General features: G+C 37.4%; 22 protein-coding genes and 1 tRNA gene. 15 read left to right on the forward strand and 8 right to left on the reverse strand.

The features are described from left to right. Positions 1-64 precede the first annotated feature (64 nt). Positions 65-490 carry a S1 domain-containing post-transcriptional regulator GSP13 gene (gene yugI / locus AB3N04_RS14590; protein WP_317121332.1) on the forward strand — a complete coding sequence of 142 codons (426 nt, stop codon included), beginning with the start codon at positions 65-67 and terminating at the stop codon, positions 488-490. 168 nt (positions 491-658) lie between these two features. Here yugI and AB3N04_RS14595 read toward each other — a convergent pair whose 3' ends face one another. Continuing rightward, the gene (locus tag AB3N04_RS14595; RefSeq protein WP_012960258.1) at positions 659-886 is read right to left on the reverse strand and encodes a DUF378 domain-containing protein; all 228 of its coding nucleotides are present in this window, start codon (positions 884-886) and stop codon (positions 659-661) included. A gap of 228 nt (positions 887-1,114) precedes the next feature. Here AB3N04_RS14595 and AB3N04_RS14600 point away from each other — a divergent pair, with 228 nt between their 5' ends. The 3 genes from AB3N04_RS14600 (at position 1,115) to AB3N04_RS14610 (ending at position 4,711) form a co-directional block, all read left to right on the forward strand. Beyond that, positions 1,115-2,278: an iron-containing alcohol dehydrogenase gene (locus AB3N04_RS14600; RefSeq protein WP_368503437.1), complete on the forward strand. Its 1,164-nt coding sequence runs from the start codon at positions 1,115-1,117 to the stop codon at positions 2,276-2,278. A 164-nt stretch (positions 2,279-2,442) separates the two neighbouring features. Then, positions 2,443-3,792 (forward strand): glucose-6-phosphate isomerase, encoded by a 1,350-nt coding sequence (locus tag AB3N04_RS14605; RefSeq protein ID WP_368503438.1) that lies wholly within the window; start codon positions 2,443-2,445, stop codon positions 3,790-3,792. Between the two features lie 496 nt (positions 3,793-4,288). After that, positions 4,289-4,711 (forward strand): YugN-like family protein, encoded by a 423-nt coding sequence (locus AB3N04_RS14610; protein ID WP_368503439.1) that lies wholly within the window; start codon positions 4,289-4,291, stop codon positions 4,709-4,711. On the opposite strand, the gene AB3N04_RS14615 is transcribed toward AB3N04_RS14610, so the two are convergent. Next, the gene (locus AB3N04_RS14615; protein ID WP_368503440.1) at positions 4,695-5,714 is read right to left on the reverse strand and encodes a TrkA family potassium uptake protein; all 1,020 of its coding nucleotides are present in this window, start codon (positions 5,712-5,714) and stop codon (positions 4,695-4,697) included. The genes AB3N04_RS14610 and AB3N04_RS14615 overlap by 17 nt on opposite strands. A 113-nt stretch (positions 5,715-5,827) precedes the next feature. Here AB3N04_RS14615 and AB3N04_RS14620 point away from each other — a divergent pair, with 113 nt between their 5' ends. Next, the gene (locus tag AB3N04_RS14620; RefSeq protein WP_368503441.1) at positions 5,828-5,986 is read left to right on the forward strand and encodes a hypothetical protein; all 159 of its coding nucleotides are present in this window, start codon (positions 5,828-5,830) and stop codon (positions 5,984-5,986) included. A gap of 183 nt (positions 5,987-6,169) precedes the next feature. Further along, positions 6,170-6,706: a hypothetical protein gene (locus AB3N04_RS14625; RefSeq protein WP_368503442.1), complete on the forward strand. Its 537-nt coding sequence runs from the start codon at positions 6,170-6,172 to the stop codon at positions 6,704-6,706. 516 nt (positions 6,707-7,222) lie between these two features. Here the strand turns inward: AB3N04_RS14625 and AB3N04_RS14630 are convergent. Continuing rightward, positions 7,223-7,702: a hypothetical protein gene (locus AB3N04_RS14630; protein WP_368503443.1), complete on the reverse strand. Its 480-nt coding sequence runs from the start codon at positions 7,700-7,702 to the stop codon at positions 7,223-7,225. Positions 7,703-7,837: 135 nt separating this feature from the next. On the opposite strand from AB3N04_RS14630, the gene AB3N04_RS14635 reads away from it, so the two are divergent. Both AB3N04_RS14635 and AB3N04_RS14640 read left to right on the forward strand, forming a co-directional pair. Continuing rightward, positions 7,838-7,910: transfer RNA gene (locus tag AB3N04_RS14635), tRNA-Ala, on the forward strand. A gap of 443 nt (positions 7,911-8,353) precedes the next feature. Then, positions 8,354-9,592: a S8 family serine peptidase gene (locus tag AB3N04_RS14640; protein ID WP_368503444.1), complete on the forward strand. Its 1,239-nt coding sequence runs from the start codon at positions 8,354-8,356 to the stop codon at positions 9,590-9,592. 63 nt (positions 9,593-9,655) lie between these two features. Here the strand turns inward: AB3N04_RS14640 and AB3N04_RS14645 are convergent, their stop codons facing one another. Continuing rightward, positions 9,656-10,090, reverse strand: coding sequence for a CBS domain-containing protein (locus AB3N04_RS14645; RefSeq protein ID WP_368503445.1), 435 nt, complete (start codon positions 10,088-10,090; stop codon positions 9,656-9,658). 122 nt (positions 10,091-10,212) lie between these two features. On the opposite strand from AB3N04_RS14645, the gene AB3N04_RS14650 reads away from it, so the two are divergent. Further along, on the forward strand, positions 10,213-10,584 hold the full coding sequence (locus AB3N04_RS14650; protein WP_368503446.1) for a DUF2188 domain-containing protein: 372 nt from the start codon (positions 10,213-10,215) through the stop codon (positions 10,582-10,584). 33 nt (positions 10,585-10,617) lie between these two features. Here the strand turns inward: AB3N04_RS14650 and AB3N04_RS14655 are convergent, their stop codons facing one another. Then, the gene (locus tag AB3N04_RS14655; RefSeq protein ID WP_368503447.1) at positions 10,618-11,595 is read right to left on the reverse strand and encodes a LacI family DNA-binding transcriptional regulator; all 978 of its coding nucleotides are present in this window, start codon (positions 11,593-11,595) and stop codon (positions 10,618-10,620) included. Positions 11,596-11,695: 100 nt separating this feature from the next. Between AB3N04_RS14655 and AB3N04_RS14660 the strand changes: the two genes are divergently transcribed. Beyond that, positions 11,696-11,821 carry a hypothetical protein gene (locus AB3N04_RS14660; protein WP_368503448.1) on the forward strand — a complete coding sequence of 42 codons (126 nt, stop codon included), beginning with the start codon at positions 11,696-11,698 and terminating at the stop codon, positions 11,819-11,821. A gap of 94 nt (positions 11,822-11,915) precedes the next feature. On the opposite strand, the gene rraA is transcribed toward AB3N04_RS14660, so the two are convergent. After that, positions 11,916-12,401 carry a ribonuclease E activity regulator RraA gene (gene rraA / locus AB3N04_RS14665; RefSeq protein WP_368503449.1) on the reverse strand — a complete coding sequence of 162 codons (486 nt, stop codon included), beginning with the start codon at positions 12,399-12,401 and terminating at the stop codon, positions 11,916-11,918. Between the two features lie 93 nt (positions 12,402-12,494). Further along, complete coding sequence (gene yhfH, locus AB3N04_RS14670; RefSeq protein ID WP_368503450.1) at positions 12,495-12,629, reverse strand: protein YhfH; 135 nt, start codon at positions 12,627-12,629, stop codon at positions 12,495-12,497. 169 nt (positions 12,630-12,798) lie between these two features. Here yhfH and AB3N04_RS14675 point away from each other — a divergent pair, with 169 nt between their 5' ends. The 3 genes from AB3N04_RS14675 (at position 12,799) to AB3N04_RS14685 (ending at position 14,186) form a co-directional block, all read left to right on the forward strand. Then, on the forward strand, positions 12,799-13,002 hold the full coding sequence (locus AB3N04_RS14675) for a hypothetical protein (RefSeq protein WP_047973524.1): 204 nt from the start codon (positions 12,799-12,801) through the stop codon (positions 13,000-13,002). A 97-nt stretch (positions 13,003-13,099) separates the two neighbouring features. Beyond that, positions 13,100-13,471, forward strand: coding sequence for a hypothetical protein (locus tag AB3N04_RS14680; protein ID WP_368503451.1), 372 nt, complete (start codon positions 13,100-13,102; stop codon positions 13,469-13,471). Positions 13,472-13,613: 142 nt separating this feature from the next. Next, positions 13,614-14,186: a YusW family protein gene (locus tag AB3N04_RS14685; RefSeq protein WP_368503452.1), complete on the forward strand. Its 573-nt coding sequence runs from the start codon at positions 13,614-13,616 to the stop codon at positions 14,184-14,186. 219 nt (positions 14,187-14,405) lie between these two features. Here the strand turns inward: AB3N04_RS14685 and AB3N04_RS14690 are convergent, their stop codons facing one another. After that, complete coding sequence (locus AB3N04_RS14690) at positions 14,406-15,233, reverse strand: STAS domain-containing protein (protein WP_368503453.1); 828 nt, start codon at positions 15,231-15,233, stop codon at positions 14,406-14,408. A 271-nt stretch (positions 15,234-15,504) separates the two neighbouring features. On the opposite strand from AB3N04_RS14690, the gene AB3N04_RS14695 reads away from it, so the two are divergent. Both AB3N04_RS14695 and AB3N04_RS14700 read left to right on the forward strand, forming a co-directional pair. Next, entirely contained in the window at positions 15,505-16,170 is a 666-nt protein-coding gene (locus tag AB3N04_RS14695; protein ID WP_368503454.1) for a phosphate uptake regulator PhoU, read from the forward strand. Further along, a complete protein-coding gene (locus AB3N04_RS14700; protein WP_368503455.1) occupies positions 16,167-17,765 on the forward strand; it encodes a Na/Pi cotransporter family protein in 1,599 nt (532 codons plus the stop codon). Before AB3N04_RS14695 ends, AB3N04_RS14700 begins: the two co-directional genes overlap by 4 nt. The last annotated feature ends 51 nt before the right edge of the window (positions 17,766-17,816 follow it).

A 17,816-nucleotide genomic window follows, 5' to 3' on the forward strand; every position in this document is an offset into this window, starting at 1 on the left:
TTGCGTAAAGTAACATCCTATGTTAATATTAAAAGGTTAATAAATAGTTAGGAGATGTATGTAGATGTCAAATTATGAAGTAGGCAGTATTGTAGAAGGTAAAGTAACAGGAATCAAGCCTTTCGGTGCTTTCGTTGCACTAGACGAGAAAAAGCAAGGCTTAGTACACATTTCGGAGGTAGCTCACGGTTTCGTTAAAGATATTAATGATGTTCTTACTGTAGGCGATGAAGTTAAAGTGAAAATCATGAACGTTGAAGAAGCGTCTGGTAAAATTTCACTTTCAATCCGTGCTACTCAAGAAGCTCCTGAGCGTCCAGCTCGTCCAGCTAAGCCTCGTAACACTGGTGGCGGTCAAGGTGGCGGACGTAAGCCTCAACAACAAAACAAACCACAACAAGGCTTCAACACACTAGAAGATAAGCTTAAAGAATGGTTAAAGCAATCTAACGAAATTCAAGCTGATCTTAACAAGCGTGCGAAAAAATAATTTTCACATAAAAAGCATCCGGCAATCGGATGCTTTTTATTTGTCTTTTTTCTGGAATTGCAGGAGGAAAAAAAGGCTGTGCTAAAGAATAGAACTAAGTATAGTTTCAAACCATTAAATAAGCATCTCAAATGAATAATCACTTGAGATGCTAAAGAAAGCCATGTATTAACGTTCTGTTTCTGGTACGCGTTCAAGCTCTTCATCAGGCTTAAACAGAATTGAAATACAATAAAGACCAGCAAGACCAACTAGGGCATAGATTAAACGAGATAGGCCTGCTGCTTGTCCGCCAAAAATAGCTGCGACAAGGTCAAAACGGAAGAATCCGATAAGCCCCCAGTTAATTGCGCCAATGATCGCTAAGACAAGCGCTGTACGTTGAATACCACTCACACCATTCACCTCCATTTTAAAGGGATTTGCACAACCATCGATGTGAGGGTGTGCTTCCTTTTTAGAATGAGGTTGTTCCCTAACAATTATGCATATATAACATTGGCTATTGTTAGGAGAGGATGTTATATTTTGGTTTATTTTAGCTGATGAGCCTCTTTGCTTTACAATAAAGGAACCGTTTGTTGATAATAATAGTAAATCTCTAACTAATTAAGGAGGATACATATGAATCCATTTGTTTTTAAGAACCCGACGAAGTTGATCTTTGGTGAAGGTCAAAATGAAGTGTTAGCAAAAGAAGTGGCGCGTCATGGTAAGCGTGTATTAGTTGTTTACGGTGGTGGAAGTATTAAAAGAAATGGTCTGTATGATCATGTAATTGGTCAATTGAAAGAAATTAATGCTGAAGTGGTTGAACTTGCAGGTGTTGAACCGAACCCTCGTTTAACAACAGTTAAAAAAGGAATTGAACTTTGCCAACAACATGATATTGACTTTATTTTAGCGGTAGGTGGAGGAAGTGTCATTGACGCAACAAAAGCGATTGCAGTTGGGGCGAAATATGATGGTGATATTTGGGATGTCATTACGAAAAAAGATACTCCTAAATCAGCTTTGCCATTTGGAACAATTTTAACGCTAGCGGCAACTGGTTCAGAGATGAATGCTGGCTCTGTTATTACAAACTGGGATACAAGTCAAAAAGTTGGCTGGGGTAGCCCATTTTCATTCCCGACATTCTCTATTTTAGATCCGAAAAACACTTTGTCTGTTCCGGAAGATCAAACGATCTATGGAATGGTTGATATGATGAGTCATGTCATTGAAGCTTATTTCCACCATGCAGAAAATACTCTATTGCAAGATCGCATTATGGAATCCATCTTGCTTACTGTAATGGAAACAGCTCCGAAATTACTTGAAGACCTACAAAATATCGAGCACCGTGAAACGATTCTTTATTGTGGCACGATGGCTCTAAATGGCATTACGCAAATGGGGCTTCGTGGTGACTGGGCATCACATAACATTGAACATGCGGTTTCAGCGGTATATGATATTCCACATGCAGGTGGTTTAGCGATTATCTTCCCCCACTGGCTTCGATATAGCCTTGATGAGAAAATTGAGCGTCATGTTAAACTTGCAACAAGAGTACTTGGTGTCGATCCTACAGGGAAATCTGACCGCGATATTGCACTTGAAGGTATTGAGAAGCTATCTGCCTTCTGGACAAAAATTGGTGCACCGAATCGCTTAGCTGACTATGACATTGATCGCTCACAAATTGAGCGTATGGCTGGAATTGCAGCTGAGAACGGGGAATTTGGAAACTTCAAAAAGCTAAATAAAGAAGATGTCGAAAAGATTTTAACTGCTGCACTATAAATGATGTAAACGAAGAAAAAGGCGAGCTCTCGTCTTTTTCTTCGTTTTCTCGATAATCTTAAAGTGGTTCCGCTTACATTCATTCTTGAACTTGATTCTTATATGTGCATTCGGTTAAAGTGAATAGTGGTATGAATGTTAACGACTAAGGAGGCATTACCTTCATGGAAAAAATTCAGTTTGATTATTTAAAAGCTTTGTCTTTTTTTGGACAACATGAAATTGATTACATGCAAGATGCAGTGACTGCAGCACATGAGGCTCTACATAATAAGACGGGTGCAGGAAGTGATTTTTTAGGATGGATTGACCTTCCGACTGCTTATGATCGTGAAGAGTTTGCACGTATTCAAGCAGCAGCAGATAAAATCAAGAACGATTCTGACGTGTTATTAGTTGTGGGAATTGGCGGTTCTTATCTTGGAGCACGTGCGGCAATCGAAGCCCTTAATCACTCTTTTTACAATGTTCTTTCAAAAGAAGAACGCAAAGCACCACAAGTATTCTTTGTAGGGAATAATATCTCTTCAAACTACGTTAAAGATTTATTTTCACTACTTGATGGAAAAGATGTCTCAGTCAATGTGATTTCAAAATCAGGTACAACAACTGAGCCAGCTATCGCATTTCGTATTTTCCGTGAGTTCTTAGAGAAGAAATACGGAAAAGAAGAAGCGCGTCGTCGTATTTATGCAACCACTGATCGCGAAAAAGGTGCTCTTAAGACACTTGCAACAGAGGAAGGCTATGAGTCGTTTATTATTCCTGATGATGTAGGTGGACGCTTCTCGGTCCTAACAGCTGTAGGACTTCTTCCGATTGCTGTAAGTGGACTTGATATCGAAGCATTGATGAAAGGTGCAGCGGATGCTAGTGAAGATTTAGCTAATCCAAACTTAGCTGAAAATCAAGCGTATCAATACGCAGCTGTTCGTAATGCCTTTTATAATAAAGGGAAAACAATCGAACTAATGGTAAACTACGAACCATCTCTTCACTACGTATCAGAGTGGTGGAAACAACTATACGGAGAAAGTGAAGGGAAAGATGGTAAAGGCATTTTCCCAGCCGCTGTTGATTTCTCTACCGACCTTCACTCAATGGGACAATACGTTCAGGATGGTCGTCGTGACTTATTTGAAACGGTATTAAACGTAGGTAAGGTACGTGAAGAAATTAAGATTGAAGAAGCAGATAGCGATCTTGATGGCCTTAATTACCTTGCTGGTGAAACGATGGACTTTGTAAATAAGAAAGCTTTTGAAGGTACAATGCTTGCTCATACAGATGGTGGAGTTCCAAACTTAATTGTGAACATCCCAGAATTAAATGAGTATCACTTTGGATATTTAATTTATTTCTTTGAGAAAGCTTGTGGTATTAGTGGGTATTTACTTGGAGTAAACCCATTCGACCAACCTGGCGTTGAAGCTTATAAGAAAAACATGTTTGCACTACTTGGAAAACCAGGATTCGAAGTTGAGAAAGCTGAACTTGAAAAGCGTTTAAAATAAATATGAACTTACGGAAAGGCCATGCGACGTTTTAGTCGTATGGTCCTTTTTTGGGGCTAGAAATTTTGAGGATATGGAGGTGGTGAAGGAGTGTTAAGAAGTTGTTTCCCACATATAAAGAGAAATAAATGGTCGATAGCACATAAAACCAAAATTTAGCACATAACTTCCAACTATCGCAAATATTGCATTGGAATTCGCACTAAATACCACCAAGCTCGCTCGTAATTCAATAATTTCGCACAAAAGAGATATGAGAGGCTCACTTGCCCCTCATTTTACCGCATGCCAGTGCAGTCGTTTCCGCTTTTCTTTGTCTAGCTTCCGGGCTCAGGTCATCGATCGCTTCACTTTGCCAAACGAAGCAAAAAGCGCTTCTAATTGTCAAACCTCCACCGTTCTCATACCTAAACGAGCCCCTCCGCTTTTCTTGTCATATTGTTTTCTTTTTGGGTCACACTATTGGTATAAAATTGTGTGCGAAGGGGTGTTTAGTATGATTGCGTTACAATCTGCTATTGAAGGGAAAGAGTTCAAACTTCAAGCGTTAGAAGAGAAATTGAAGCCGCTTGGCTATAGTATTGGTGGGAATTGGGATTATGAGCATGGTTATTTTGATTATAAAATTGATGAAGATGTTGGCTATACCTTTCTCCGTATCCCTTTTAAACCGATTGATGGTGAGTTAGATCAGCGTGGAGTGAGTGTCGCATTAGGACAACCTTTTTTGTTAAACCATAAATACCAAAAAGGACTAGATGATAATACAGACCCTTTGAATGGGTTAGTTCCTATGACCTACAATAGTGTCTTTAACCAATTTGCAGAGCCTGTGGATAAAGACGCTAAAGTAGATCAAAAGTACATGACTGTTGCGAGAAGTCTAATTCAGGAGCTTGAACTTACTTTATTGTATTAACATGTAGTCTGTTAATAACAATTAATAAGTCATTCTCTAGCATCTGCATATCCTGTGGCGGGTGGAGTAAAACGTCTTCATTGCGTTTTACTCCTATTAGCAATTGTCCACTCTCATAAAGACCTTGTAATAACCTTACGAATGGCAACCCGATTTGATCCTTTGTTAATGCTTGAAAGGTTAGTTGGTTTTTCTCATCAAATGTTAGTAAATCATCGAGAACATCACTCATATGGTGATAGAGCAGGCTATTGATGAGGACCGATCCAGTTAAAGTAGTCGACTCAATAATTTCATCTGCTCCAGCGCGCTTAGCATTTCCAATTTGTTCAGTTGTTAATATTTCCACAATCGTATAAACTTCTGGATGTTGTGATTTGACAGCGAGTGTGGATAAAATAGATTGTGCATCTGAGGAGATTTCACTTCCTTGATTCTGAGCAGTAATTAAGACACTGCTTGCAAGACCGACATTTGCTTGTTTTAAAGTAGCATCTTCACTACTATTGCCCCTTACAAAGTGAATATGCTTAAACCCTTGAGGAATTTCTTTTAATGTCTCATCAATTAAAACTACACTGGCCTTTGGCTTCACCTTTTGTAAATTTTCTATAGCATGCCTGCTCCGTTCATTCCATCCAATCATAATGACATGGCCTTCTCCCATATAAGTCAACGCCCCTTCACGAAATGCATTTACATTTGAAATTGTTTTAGCTGCAAGCGAGGTAACAAATAACGTCATAAAACCAACACCAGAAAAGATTAATAGAATACCTAAGATCCTTCCAATCGTCGTCATCGGTACAAAGTCACCATAACCGACCGTAGAAACCGTCACTAATGCCCACCACATTGCATCAAACCAAGTCGGAAAAACGGTTGGTTCGATTAAATGGATGATAAGTCCAATCGTTGTGGCCAACAGAAAAACGATAAAAACTAAGCGTGCAACAAGGGGGATACGTCCGACAAGTGCACGTAAAACAACAAACTCCAACATATCCACACCTCGCCATTGATTAAGTAATAATAGTACTCAGTATAACCAGTCTCTTGTTCAAACAATCGCTTCTCTGCTAAGATGAAAAGGAATGTGTGAAGAGGAGAGAAATTATGATAACAGCAATTATTTTTGGGTTCGCTATTTTTTGTGGATGGCTTGTTTTTGATGTAACCAAGCAAAAAAAACTCACGTTAGAGAATGTAGTGAGTTCTTTAGTAGTTGGGGTGATAGGAGCATTAGGTTGGTGGATCCTTGACTTAATTTTTTAATAATTTGCATACAAAAAAGGAGTCTTTCGTTAGAAAGCTCCCTTTTTGTTTTGGAGATAGTCTGGTATTTAATTAGCTAGAACGTTGTCCGCCTTTTTTTCCGATCTCTGCAAAATGGTCTTTCCCATACTCTTGCTTAACTTTTTCTCCGCCTTTGCGCCCTGCTTCTTCATAACTCATCGATTGGCTGTTGTTAGAGTTGTTGTTAGAGTTAGAGCTGTTAGTAGAGTTGTTACTATTCGAGCTATTGCTGTTGTTCGAGCTGTTGCTGTTGTTACTATTGTTAGAGTTGTTGCTATTCGAGCTGTTGCTGTTGTTATTACTGTTAGAGTTGTTGCTATTCGAGCTGTTGTTATTGTTATTACTGTTAGAGTTGTTGCTATTCGAGCTGTTATTATTGTTATTACTGTTAGAGTTGCTATTCGAGCTATTGCTGTTGTTAGAATTGTTGTTGTTCGAGCTATCGCTGTTGTTACTGTTGTTAGAATTGTTGTTGTTCGAGCTATCGCTGTTGTTACTGTTGTTAGAATTGTTGTTGTTCGAGCTGTTGCTGTTGTTACTGTTGTTAGAATTGTTGTTGTTCGAGCTGTTGCTGTTGTTACTATTCGAACTGTTGCTATTGTTATTACTGTTAGAGTTGCTATTCGAGCTGTTGCTGTTGTTACTATTGTTAGAGTTGTTGCTATTCGAGCTGTTGCTGTTAGAGTTGTTGCTATTTGAGCTATTGCTGTTGTTATTATTGTTGGAGTTGCTATTCGAGCTGTTGCTGTTGTTACTATTGTTAGAGTTGTTGCTATTCGAGCTGTTGCTGTTAGAGTTGTTGCTATTTGAGCTATTGCTGTTGTTATTATTGTTGGAGTTGCTATTCGAGCTGTTGCTGTTGTTATTGCTGTTAGAGTTGTTGCTATTTGAGCCGTTGCTGTTGTTATTGTTGTTATTGTTGTTATTGTTGTTAGAGCTATTGCTATTAGTAGTAGTATTGTTTTGATTATTTGAGTTTTCTCCGCCTTTTTGGCCTATTTCAGCAAAGTGTTCTTTCCCATACTCTTGCTTAACTTTTTCTCCGCCCTTACGTCCGGCTTCCTCGTAACTCATTGTCTTACTGTTATTTTGATTATTATTACTAGCCATGTAAATCATCCTCCTAAAAAATTTTAGTGATGCTACACTCCCTCTTTACCTAAGTTGAAAATAATCTAAACTCAAAAATTCAAAATAAATCAAAATTTGTAAAAATCAGTCTAAAGGATCGCATCTTTTTCCGTATTTTAACAAATCTATTATTGCCATCATGTCACTTGGATGATCTTTCGAATAACGAGCAGGGAATAATGCAAAGAAGATATAGTAGATTGAGAAATAAACGAAGTTATAATAGAAAATATGTGGAGCGAATATATCCATTAGAATTAACCCATTTACAATAAGGATGCTTATAAAGTTGAAAAGCGAACCGCCAATAAATACAAGAAAATGACTAAGAGTTGTATCGTTTTTTAATTCTTTAAACTGAAAGAAAGAATGCCAAAAGTAGATACGTCTAACTTCTATAGGGCCAAAGCCAAATAATCGTTTCCCTGCACCAATCACGAACTTTAATTTTCCTCCGAAGATCCACACAAAAAACACATGTCCAGCTTGGTGGATAATCGTAATAAGTGGGAGGATGATGAAAAGGGAAACGAGTAAAATTGGTATATCTGATAACGTAAACAAAAAATGAAGCCCTCCTTAAGATTAATGCTCTTACTCTAATTGCCAACTTAGAAAAAATTTAATCATTTATTTGTATGTAAATTAGTTGCTTTGTTAAAACATATTGCTATAATAGAGCAAAGACCATTTTAACTTGGGGCATTAGCTCAGCTGGGAGAGCGCTTCGCTGGCAGCGAAGAGGTCATCGGTTCGATCCCGTTATGCTCCATCTAATAGAAAAAGATATAGAAAAAGATCAGGTTATTCTTCTAACGAAGGTTAACTTGGTCTTTTTTGTTGGTTAATATCTCCTGGAAAGTAGCTCTTGTATGAAATAATAAAGTCCCCTATGTATTAAACTAACTCAGATTAATGGATATAATTTAATTCACCTTCGTGATAGTACTCCTCTTTAGAGGACTAACTCGAAGGTGTTTTCGTGTATTTGAATAATTGTAGACTTGAGCAGCCTATCAAATGAAATAGGGTACCACAGAGAGTTATTTTTAATTGAGTTTTTAACTCTGCTGTTAGAGTTGGTTTGAGTGAAAAAGAACTAATAAGGCTCAAAGGTCTTATTACCTATTTTCAAATATCTTACAAAAAGACAAGGTGAAACTAGTTAGAGAGACGAAACTTTATAAGGTAGTGAAACTATTAAGGAGGCATATTATGAAAAAGTGGATTGCAGGATTAACATTAACGGGGCTATTGGCTTTTGGAGGTTCAGGAGTCTTAGCTGAAGAAAAGACAGACTATATTATTACATTCTCACAACAAACTATCCCTCAAACTATAGTGGATGAGATGAATGATTTAGGGGTAGACATTATTCAGGAAGTTCCACAAATAGGAGTAATAAATGTAAGTACTACAAATCCTGAATTTAAAATATGGGCACAAAACCATGTTGGAATTGCTGCTGTTTCAGAAGATGTAGAACTGCGCTCCCCAGAAGTTGAATTAGAGCGAACGTACGAGTTAGATCACTTGAGAGTTAATACTAGTGAAGCAGATTTGTATGAAGAATATCAATGGGATATTAAACGAGTAACGAATGATGGAGAAGCATGGAAACTTAATGTGGGTAATCATAATGTGTTAGTAGGGATTATTGATTCTGGAGTTGATACTACTCACCCTGATCTCCAGAACAATCTTTTATTCGCTAAATCATTAATACCAGATACAGAAGACAATTCCTTTTCTGGCATGCACGGAACTCATGTTGCTGGTACCATTGCTGCAAATGGTCGAGTAATGGGGGTTGGACCAGAACTTGCTATGGCTTCTTATCGAGTAGGAAATTGGACAAGTATATTGGCTGGAATTACGACGGCTGCTGATGATGGCGTAGATGTAGCCAATTTGAGCTTAGGAACCTACAGTTTAATGAATAACGAGCAACAAAGAACTCTTCACCTTTCCGCTTCTCGTGCTGTTAGATATGCACAGAGTAAAGATATGATGATTGTAGGTGCTAATGGAAACGATGCAATTGATCTAGGTAAGAAAATGTATACGATTCCTGGAGAAGGGGCGCAATGGTCTGGTCCTCTACATGATACATTTTCTGATATCCCTTGGGTTATAAGTGTTTCTTCTTCTACTATACATGATGAATTAGCTTATTATTCTAATTATGGAAATGTTAATCTTGCAGGACCTGGTGGAGATATCGAGGCAAGAGCTCTTTCGACTGTGCCTGGTGGGTATGGCTATGCAATAGGAACGAGTATGGCGGCACCAAAAGTCGCTGCTTCACTTGGTTTAGTGAAAGCAGAAAATCCTGAGTTGACCCCAGCACAGATGCGAACTTTACTACAACAAACAGCAGATTTAGGCACAGGTAAAAGCCGTCAACACTTTGGTCACGGAATTGTAAATGTTTATCAAGCGCTAAAACAATAACTTATTAGTTAAAAAGCTGTCTTAAAGGTTATATCCTTTAAGACAGCTTTTTTAGTGATTATATTATTGCTTGTGCAGGTCATTCTTTTGAGAGATATCCGACAAAGCCTCTTCAGCTTCATTCTGCAAAGTATTTTCTGTAGCTAAGTCACCAAGAGCTACCATACCAACTAATTGGCCATTATCTACTACAGGAAGGCGACGAATTTGGTGTTGAGCCATCAGTGCAGCAGCTTCATGAGCATCCATGGTAGAGGTTCCTACAGTTAAGGTACTCGTCATGCATTCACGAACAGGAATATGCGATGATGTTCCTTCGGCTGTCGAACGTAAAGTGATGTCTCGGTCTGTAAGCATTCCTGCTACTTGTCCGTTATCCACAACAGGGATTGACCCAATATTGTGTTCTTTCATAAGAGCAGCAGCTTCTTGAATAGACTGTTCCGGGGAGACTGAAAATACTTGTGTAGACATAAGATCTTTTAAATTTTGTGGCATTAAGCTCACTCCTTTCTTATCTACTATTTGTTCTTAGTGGGGAATTATACATGATTATATATGGAGGCACTGGGGTACATGTACATATAAATTACAAAAATCATTAAAGTTGGGAGTGTGTTATGGTGCCTTGGAATGCAAATGATTATCCAGATGCCATGAAAAATTTAGACAAAGAAGTGAGAGAAAAAGCTATTGAAGTAGCCAATTCATTAGTAGAAGACGGATATGAGGAAGGTAGAGCGATACCTATTGCGATAGATGAAGCAGAGAAAATTGGAAAAGCAAGCAATGATGAAATGTATCAATTAATTAATCAAAATGATAAATGGGCGATAAAAAAGAAAGGTGCAGATAGGGCAAGTAAAACATTTGATACGAAAGAGGAAGCGTTAGAATATGGGGACGAACAGTTAGCCAAAAAGAATATTCAGCTAAAGATCTATCGAAAAGATGGATCGCTTGAGCGGACAAAAAAATACACCGATAAATAAAGCGAAGAGCTTCTCATTTTGATGAGAAGCTCTTCATACGGTTAAGCGTTCAATTAATTTGAAAGGAAGTTCGCGCTTTTTGGAGGCATGGAGGCTGTTTTCTCTAATGTTAAATAAAGCTCTCATAGCTGACTGACCCATTTCTTTGATAGGGATACTTATTGTAGAGAGATCCATAACTTTTGAAATTTCTTGGTTATCAAAGCTTAAAACAGCCAGGTCTTGAGGGATTTTCAACTGATGTTTATCTGCTGCTAACAAAACCCCTGCTGCAATTTGGTCATTTGTCGTAAGAAATGCGGTAGGTTTATCGTTTAACGCCATGTACTTATCCATGAGAGAAGCCCCGTCTTCAATCGATAAGCATTGATCAAATATCCATTCCGTTCTAATTGGTTCTTTAATGCGCTGCATCATACTTTCATAAGCTTGGATTCTTTTTTTACTGTTGGTGCCGTCGATTCTATTTAAGGCAATCGCGATTTTTTTGTGACCCTTAGAGTAGAGATAATCCAAACCATAAGTAAATGCATGATCATGAGGAATGCTTATAGAATAAAAATCATCTTGGTCTGTATCCTCTAGAAGGATAATCGGACCGAACTCTTGATAGGCTCTCACCTCAGAAAGTGAGATGGCGCGTGAGCAGAAGATAATCCCATCCATTAAGTGTCCTCTTAAAAGTTCGAGAGCTTCTCGTTCCTTTTCGATATCGTAATTTGATTGAATAAGTACTAATTGAAGATGAAGGTTTCTGGCTTCTTCAGCAAGTCCTTCTACAATTTTGCTGAAATACGGGAGGTCAATTTTTGGAAGGATAATCCCTACTAAATTCGAGTGTTTATTTGATAATTGAATGGCTTTTAAATTACGGGAATAGTTTAATTTTTCAACTGCATGACTAACGGCAGCTTTTTTCTCTTGGCTCACGTAGGGATGATTATTTAACACTCTAGAAACGGTAGCTACAGATACTCCAGCAAATTTAGCGATTTCGCGAATCGTCGTCATATGTCATCTCCCCTCGATAACTTTCCAAAAAAGTACTTGCTATGTAACGCGTTTCATACATTACCTTTTAAGTACTAGCTTATAAAGGAGTGGATGAAATATGTTAGCAGGTGTATTAATCATTATTGGCTTATGCATGCTTGAATTAATCTTAGCAAGTCACGTAACAAAAGACCACCAAAGATCACTCATGAACGTTTATGATTTTTTTGATATTCAGCAGTGAAATAGAGCACATCATTCATTGAAATCTTTTTCCTAGCCCTTTTGAATAGAGCAAATAAGACGGCTCAAGCAACGAAGCTTGAACCGTCTTATTTCTACCCATTTACTAATAGTTCGTCTGAAACCAAAATGCCATCTTCATCTGCATACAGATAAGAACCAGGTTCGAAGCTTAGTCCGGCAAATTGAACAGGAATATTTTCAAGTCCTTTGCCTTGTTTAATGCTTTTAAGAGGGTGTGTTGCAAGTGCCCGAACACCAATATTCATCTGGTTAATCTCAGCGCTATCCCTGATACAGCCGTATACGATTACGCCAGCAAGCTTTCTTTTGACAGCGATTTCTGCTAAATTATCACCCAAAAGAGCGCAGCGAGTAGATCCTCCGCCATCAACGACTAATACACTTCCTTCTGGGATGGTTTGAAGAGCTTTTTTTACAAGCACATTGTCTTCATATACTTTAACTGTAGAAATTGGGCCATAGAAAGCTTTCTTTTCTCCGTAAATCGTAAAAATAGGTTCAGCAATTTTTACTTGATCTCTGTATTCATCACATAAATCCGCAGTTATTATATCCATGCTTTTCCTCCTTGATTATGTATGTGCAAAGCAAAATCTGACTCAATAAATTGAGTCAGATTTTCTTGATAATGTTATATAACAGAACGATTCTTAATCATGGCTTGCATGTCTTAAACATTTCTCGCATTGGTTGAAGTACGCTTCTTGGATTTGATTAATTATCTTTCCACAATCTGTACACTCTTTCATACCAGTTCTTGTAGTGATCATCTCTTTATAAGTCATTTATAATCGCCTCCGTTTGTTTTGTTAAATTCATTGTACTATAACAGTGTGTGATAACGCAAGTGTGTTTTCAGATTATTTTAAAAATATTTTGTTAAGATCACTTTTCGGTATGTTTAATATAAATTAGTCGAGGGAATCACCAGTTATATTAAGAGGAGGGATTACCTTGAATAACAAAGAAAAAGATCAAGTACTAAGAGAACGTAATTCAAAGTCAAAAGCTTTTAAAGAAGATAAGGAAAAACAAAAAGAGCGTGACCAAACGGTCATGCCAGTGGATGACTTACCATTAGATGAAATCAAAAATGAAGAGGAAGAGGAACGAAATAAGGAAAAGACAAAAGATCGTTCCACTAGTGAAGAAAAGTAGACCAGGCTATCGAAGCTTGGTTTATTTTTTATGTGTAGTTACAAGTTGATCAGGGTAAGTAGATAAATAGACAATCAATTAAAGGAGTGAATTTTTAATGGAACGTGAACGATATTTTGTATCAGTCGATCAGCCGGTGTTGAGTATTACCAAAACAGAAACACCAGATAACTTGATTCAATATGAAATTTACGCAACACCGAAAGAGAAAGATAAGATACACGCATTACTAGAATCAATTAGTGATCAAGACTTTGAGCCACAACAAATTTTTGAGCGACCTTTCCAAGAAAGAGCTGCAGATAATGAGAAGGATCATACTCAAAAAGAAATTCGAGTCTTATATGAAGCTCTCTACGAATTAGGTACACCTGAAACGAAAGAAGTTATTGGGAATATTATGCCAGTTGGTAAAGAGGATTCAAAAGAAGAAACGAATGATCTAAGCGAAGAGCGCTCTACTTTTTAATTTAAGGTTGAAATTTGATTATTCGTGATTTTCACATATTTTCTAACAAACTCACATAATTATTTTTTAAAAATAATGTTTGAGGATGCTGATTAACGGTTATCCAATAAGTACACCAAAAATATTAGGAGGCACAATTACTATGAAAAAAACAAAAACAATTTTAGCTGGAGCATTTATCGCATCAACAATCGTACTAGGAGCTTGTAACACAGACACAGAGGTAGACGAACCGGCACCAGAGGATGCTACGACTGAAGAAGATAGTGCAATGGGTGATGACACTGAAGATGATAACATGATGGATGATGACACTGACACTGACGATGACATGGGCGAAGATACAGATGAAATGTTTGAAGACGAAGAGCCCGCAACGACTGCATTTGGTTTCAGTTCATTTGAATTAAGTGTAAACTATGATGAGATGGGCGATAACTACGATGTTAATTATGAGCATGATACAGATGAAGTAACAGCCGAGATTGATGATTCAGTGAACGACACGCAACTAGAAGGTGACGAAGCTTACACTGAACTAGAAGGTACTTTTGAGCAACTGGAACTAGATAGTTCTATGAGTGAAGAAGAAATTATTGACGCTGTTGTAGAAGGATTTGGTTTAGATCCAAACTATGACTCTTTAGAACTAACAATCATGTTTGATGATGGTACTGAGCTAGATATCGAACATTCACAAGATGACGAAATGTAATTAATATTCAACCGAAACCACATCTATCAATAGATGTGGTTTTTTATATTGGAATAATAATTTTCAAAAGGATAATATAGCGGTTTAGACATTTAAGCTAATATCAAATGAATATTTAAATGATGTGTCATTCTAAACGGTACCAGGTTCTTAAAAGTAAAAAAACGGATTAAAAAAAGCAAGATCTAGGTGGCTAGATCTTGCTTTTTTCTTAATACGTTAAAGACCGATCTCAGAAAGAGTTTGCTGTAAGCTTGCGCGAGTTCGGATATCTTCAAATCGAATCCCTAACTGGACAAGTGTTTGAGCAATCTCAGGTCTAATTCCGGTTAGAGTGGCTTCTACACCAATTAATTTAAGTGATGAAATAACTTGATACAAGTTATTGGCGACCATTGTATCCACAATTGGTACACCAGATAGATCAATAATTAAATGATTAATTTTTGTTTCAATACTACGTTGAAGGGCTATTTCCATTAATAATTTTGAGCGTGTAGCATCTAATTCACCTATTAAAGGAAGAATAGCGATGTCCTTTGAAATCGTTACCACTGGCACGGACAGCTCTTGCATTTTTGCCTGTGCTTTTTCGATTACTTGTTTATTGTATTCCACGTATACATGGCTGAAAATATAACAGATCTCATCCAAGATGGGGTCTAGTGTTTTTCTAAGTTGAAGGATAGTACTAGCTGATAAATGCTTTTCTTCAAGTTCCTTTGTGCACTCTCCCCAAATAACTGTACGATAGACAGTTATTTGCTTCAAAGCTTGGTCTAAATCGATTCCTCCATGGCTTGCTCGCTCACCCGTATAGTGGGCCCAGTCTCTTATTTTCTGATGTGGAGTCTCCTTATTGTCAGAAGATAAAAATTGACCAAGCGCCTCCAACAATTGCGCCCTTAATTCAATTAGTTCAGGTGGATCGGCAGCCTGTGTCAGACTTTTTTTATAGCTATCTTCTTGGTGCTTCGTGATTTCTTTTGAAAGCTCATACTTGTTAGTCGTTAACCGTATCCCAAAAGTCTTTAATTCTGCATCCATAATCTAGGGCTCCTCATGTATATTTTAATCTTATCATATAGCAAATAACGAAAATAGAAAAGAATAAAATAGTGGTAGTAGTATGGGTAGTTCTTACAACTATGGGTGTTAATTAAACGTTTGTTTAAATAGTAAAAGGACAACCCCATGGCTAGAAGAAAGCTGTACTAAATGAATAGTAGCAGACATAGGATGAACTATTATAAAACAAATAAACGTAAAAGGTATAAGTAGTTGTGGGGGTTGGATTTTAAGTGAAGGGGGGATACGGATGTTAACACGGACCAACTTTCTTGATAGAGAAATGAATGAATTAAAAGAGAGGCTTCTCTTAATGGTGGAACTAAGTCATCAAATGCTTCAACTTGGATCTAAATCAATCGTACTACATGCTACTTTTGATAAAGAAGGAACCCTCCATGCTGAACGAGACATTAATACAATTAACAAGGTGATACAAAAAAAGGTACTAGAGCTGTTATCTTATGAACAACTTGCGTTAAAGCAAGTAAAGGGCTTGTTTTTATTTTCAAAAATAGCAAGGGATTTAGAGCGAGTTGGCGATCATATTATAAATATTATTGTAATTGCTCCTGTAGAAGAAGTTCCGGAAATGGTCTCACAATCATACGCTCAGTTCATGAAAAATGTAGGACAAATGCTAGAAGCATTAATAAGAGGAATTAAAGAAGAAGACCGCTCTGCATTGAAATGGATATATGAAGAAGATGCAGAAGTTAATCAATTAAACAGGAAATCGTTTAAACTCATTACAGACTCCCTAGGTATGGATCAACTCGCTGCCGATAGTGGTGGGAAGTTAATATTAATGAGCCGTTTTTTTGAACGGATGGCTGATCATGTATCAAACGCAGCGAAAGATTATCGTCATTACTTAAAAGACTGTCACTCCTCGATAAGCAGGAATTCCACATGATCATGACACAAAGCCTACTCAGCTTCCTTGGGGGGCTTGGCCTTTTTTTATATGGAATGAGTCGTTTAAGTAAAGGGTTGCAAAAGGCGGCTATCAATAAACTGCGTCTTCAAATGGGAAGGCTCGTTAAAAATAGAATACAAGCTTTAGTTGTTGGGTTGTTTTTTACCTTTTTCTTACAAAGTAGTACGGTCATGTCGATTATTGCAGTAGGATTGGTTAGTCACTCCATTATTACCTTTGTTCAAGCTTTAGGGGTAATATTAGGTTCAGCCATCGGGACTACGATTACTGTACAAATTTTAGCCTTTAATATTAGCCAATTTTCTCCTGTGTTTATTTTCTTAGGTGTGATTTTACTTGTGTTTGTTTCGACTGATCGTGTTAAACCTGCTGGAGAAATGCTGCTCGGATTCGGTATGGTGTTGTTTGGCATTTCTTATTTATCTCAAGCTGTTCTCCCTTTAACAAATGAGCCAATTGTTACCGAATTATTGTTATATCTTTCGAATCAACCCCTATTGCTTTTTTTGGTGAGTGTTCTCCTGACGGCAGCGCTCCACAGTAGTGTAGCGATGATTATAGTAGGAATTTCCTTTTATTCAGCTGGAGCAATGGGATATGAAGAAGTCATCTGGCTTGTACTCGGAGCTAATTTAGGAGCAACTGTGCCTGTATTAGTGGCAAGCTTCTCCGTTTCACGTGAAGGGAGAAAGGTAGCTCTTGCTTACCTAGTAATGAAACTATCGATTGTTATAGTTGTAGGAGTAGTCCTTATGGTTTTTCCAGTTATCAGTAACCATATACCTGGAGGCTCAGAAAGGCAGATTGCAAATTTCCATACAACCTTTAATCTCTTTTTAGCTATATGTTGGCTTCCTTTTCTTTTCTTTTTAGCGAAGGCTATGAATCAATTCCTTCCTAACAAGGAAAAAGAGCAAGTTGTTCATATTAGTGAGCAATATTTACCGATACCTGATGAAGCGTTAATTCAAACAGAGCGAGAAGTATTGAAGTTATCACGTTTTATTCAAGCTGAAATGGTCGCTCCAATCCCCGCCATTATTGAACGAGGGATTACTCACCAAGAAATAGAAAGGCGAGAACAATATATCGATCAAGCTTATATGATTATCCAGCAATACCTCTTAAAGGTTGCTCAACAAGATCTTTCTAAAGATCAGTCAGATCAAGAGGTAAAGCTCCTCTATATGTTAAATGACTTAGAGCAAATTGGTGATATTGTCTTACAGATATCTGCAAATATTGAAAAGCTCAAATCTCAACAGATTGAATTAGTAAAAGAAGATGCTGAGCGTTTAAAGCAATTTATCCCTACGATTATAGAGACTTTGCAGCAAGCAATTGTCGCTTGTGAGGAGGGTAACAATCAGCTTGTTCGTAAATTAATGAGAGAACAAGGGGCATTAAATGAAAAGGAAAGAGACTTCAGATTTGATCACTTTAATACTCTTTTACAGCAAAATGAATATAACCCAACAAGCAGCGCGATTTATCTAGATCTAGTTAATCAATTAATGAGATTGCACCATGCTACTTTAAACATTTCAAGAACAGTTTTAGGCATTATTTGAAAACTGAATAAAATCCCATATTATGTTAGGATGAAAAGGTGAATAATCACT

The organism is Alkalihalophilus sp. As8PL, assembly GCF_040939795.1.
GTDB classification, from domain to species: Bacteria; Bacillota; Bacilli; order Bacillales; family Bacillaceae_D; genus Alkalihalophilus; species Alkalihalophilus lindianensis.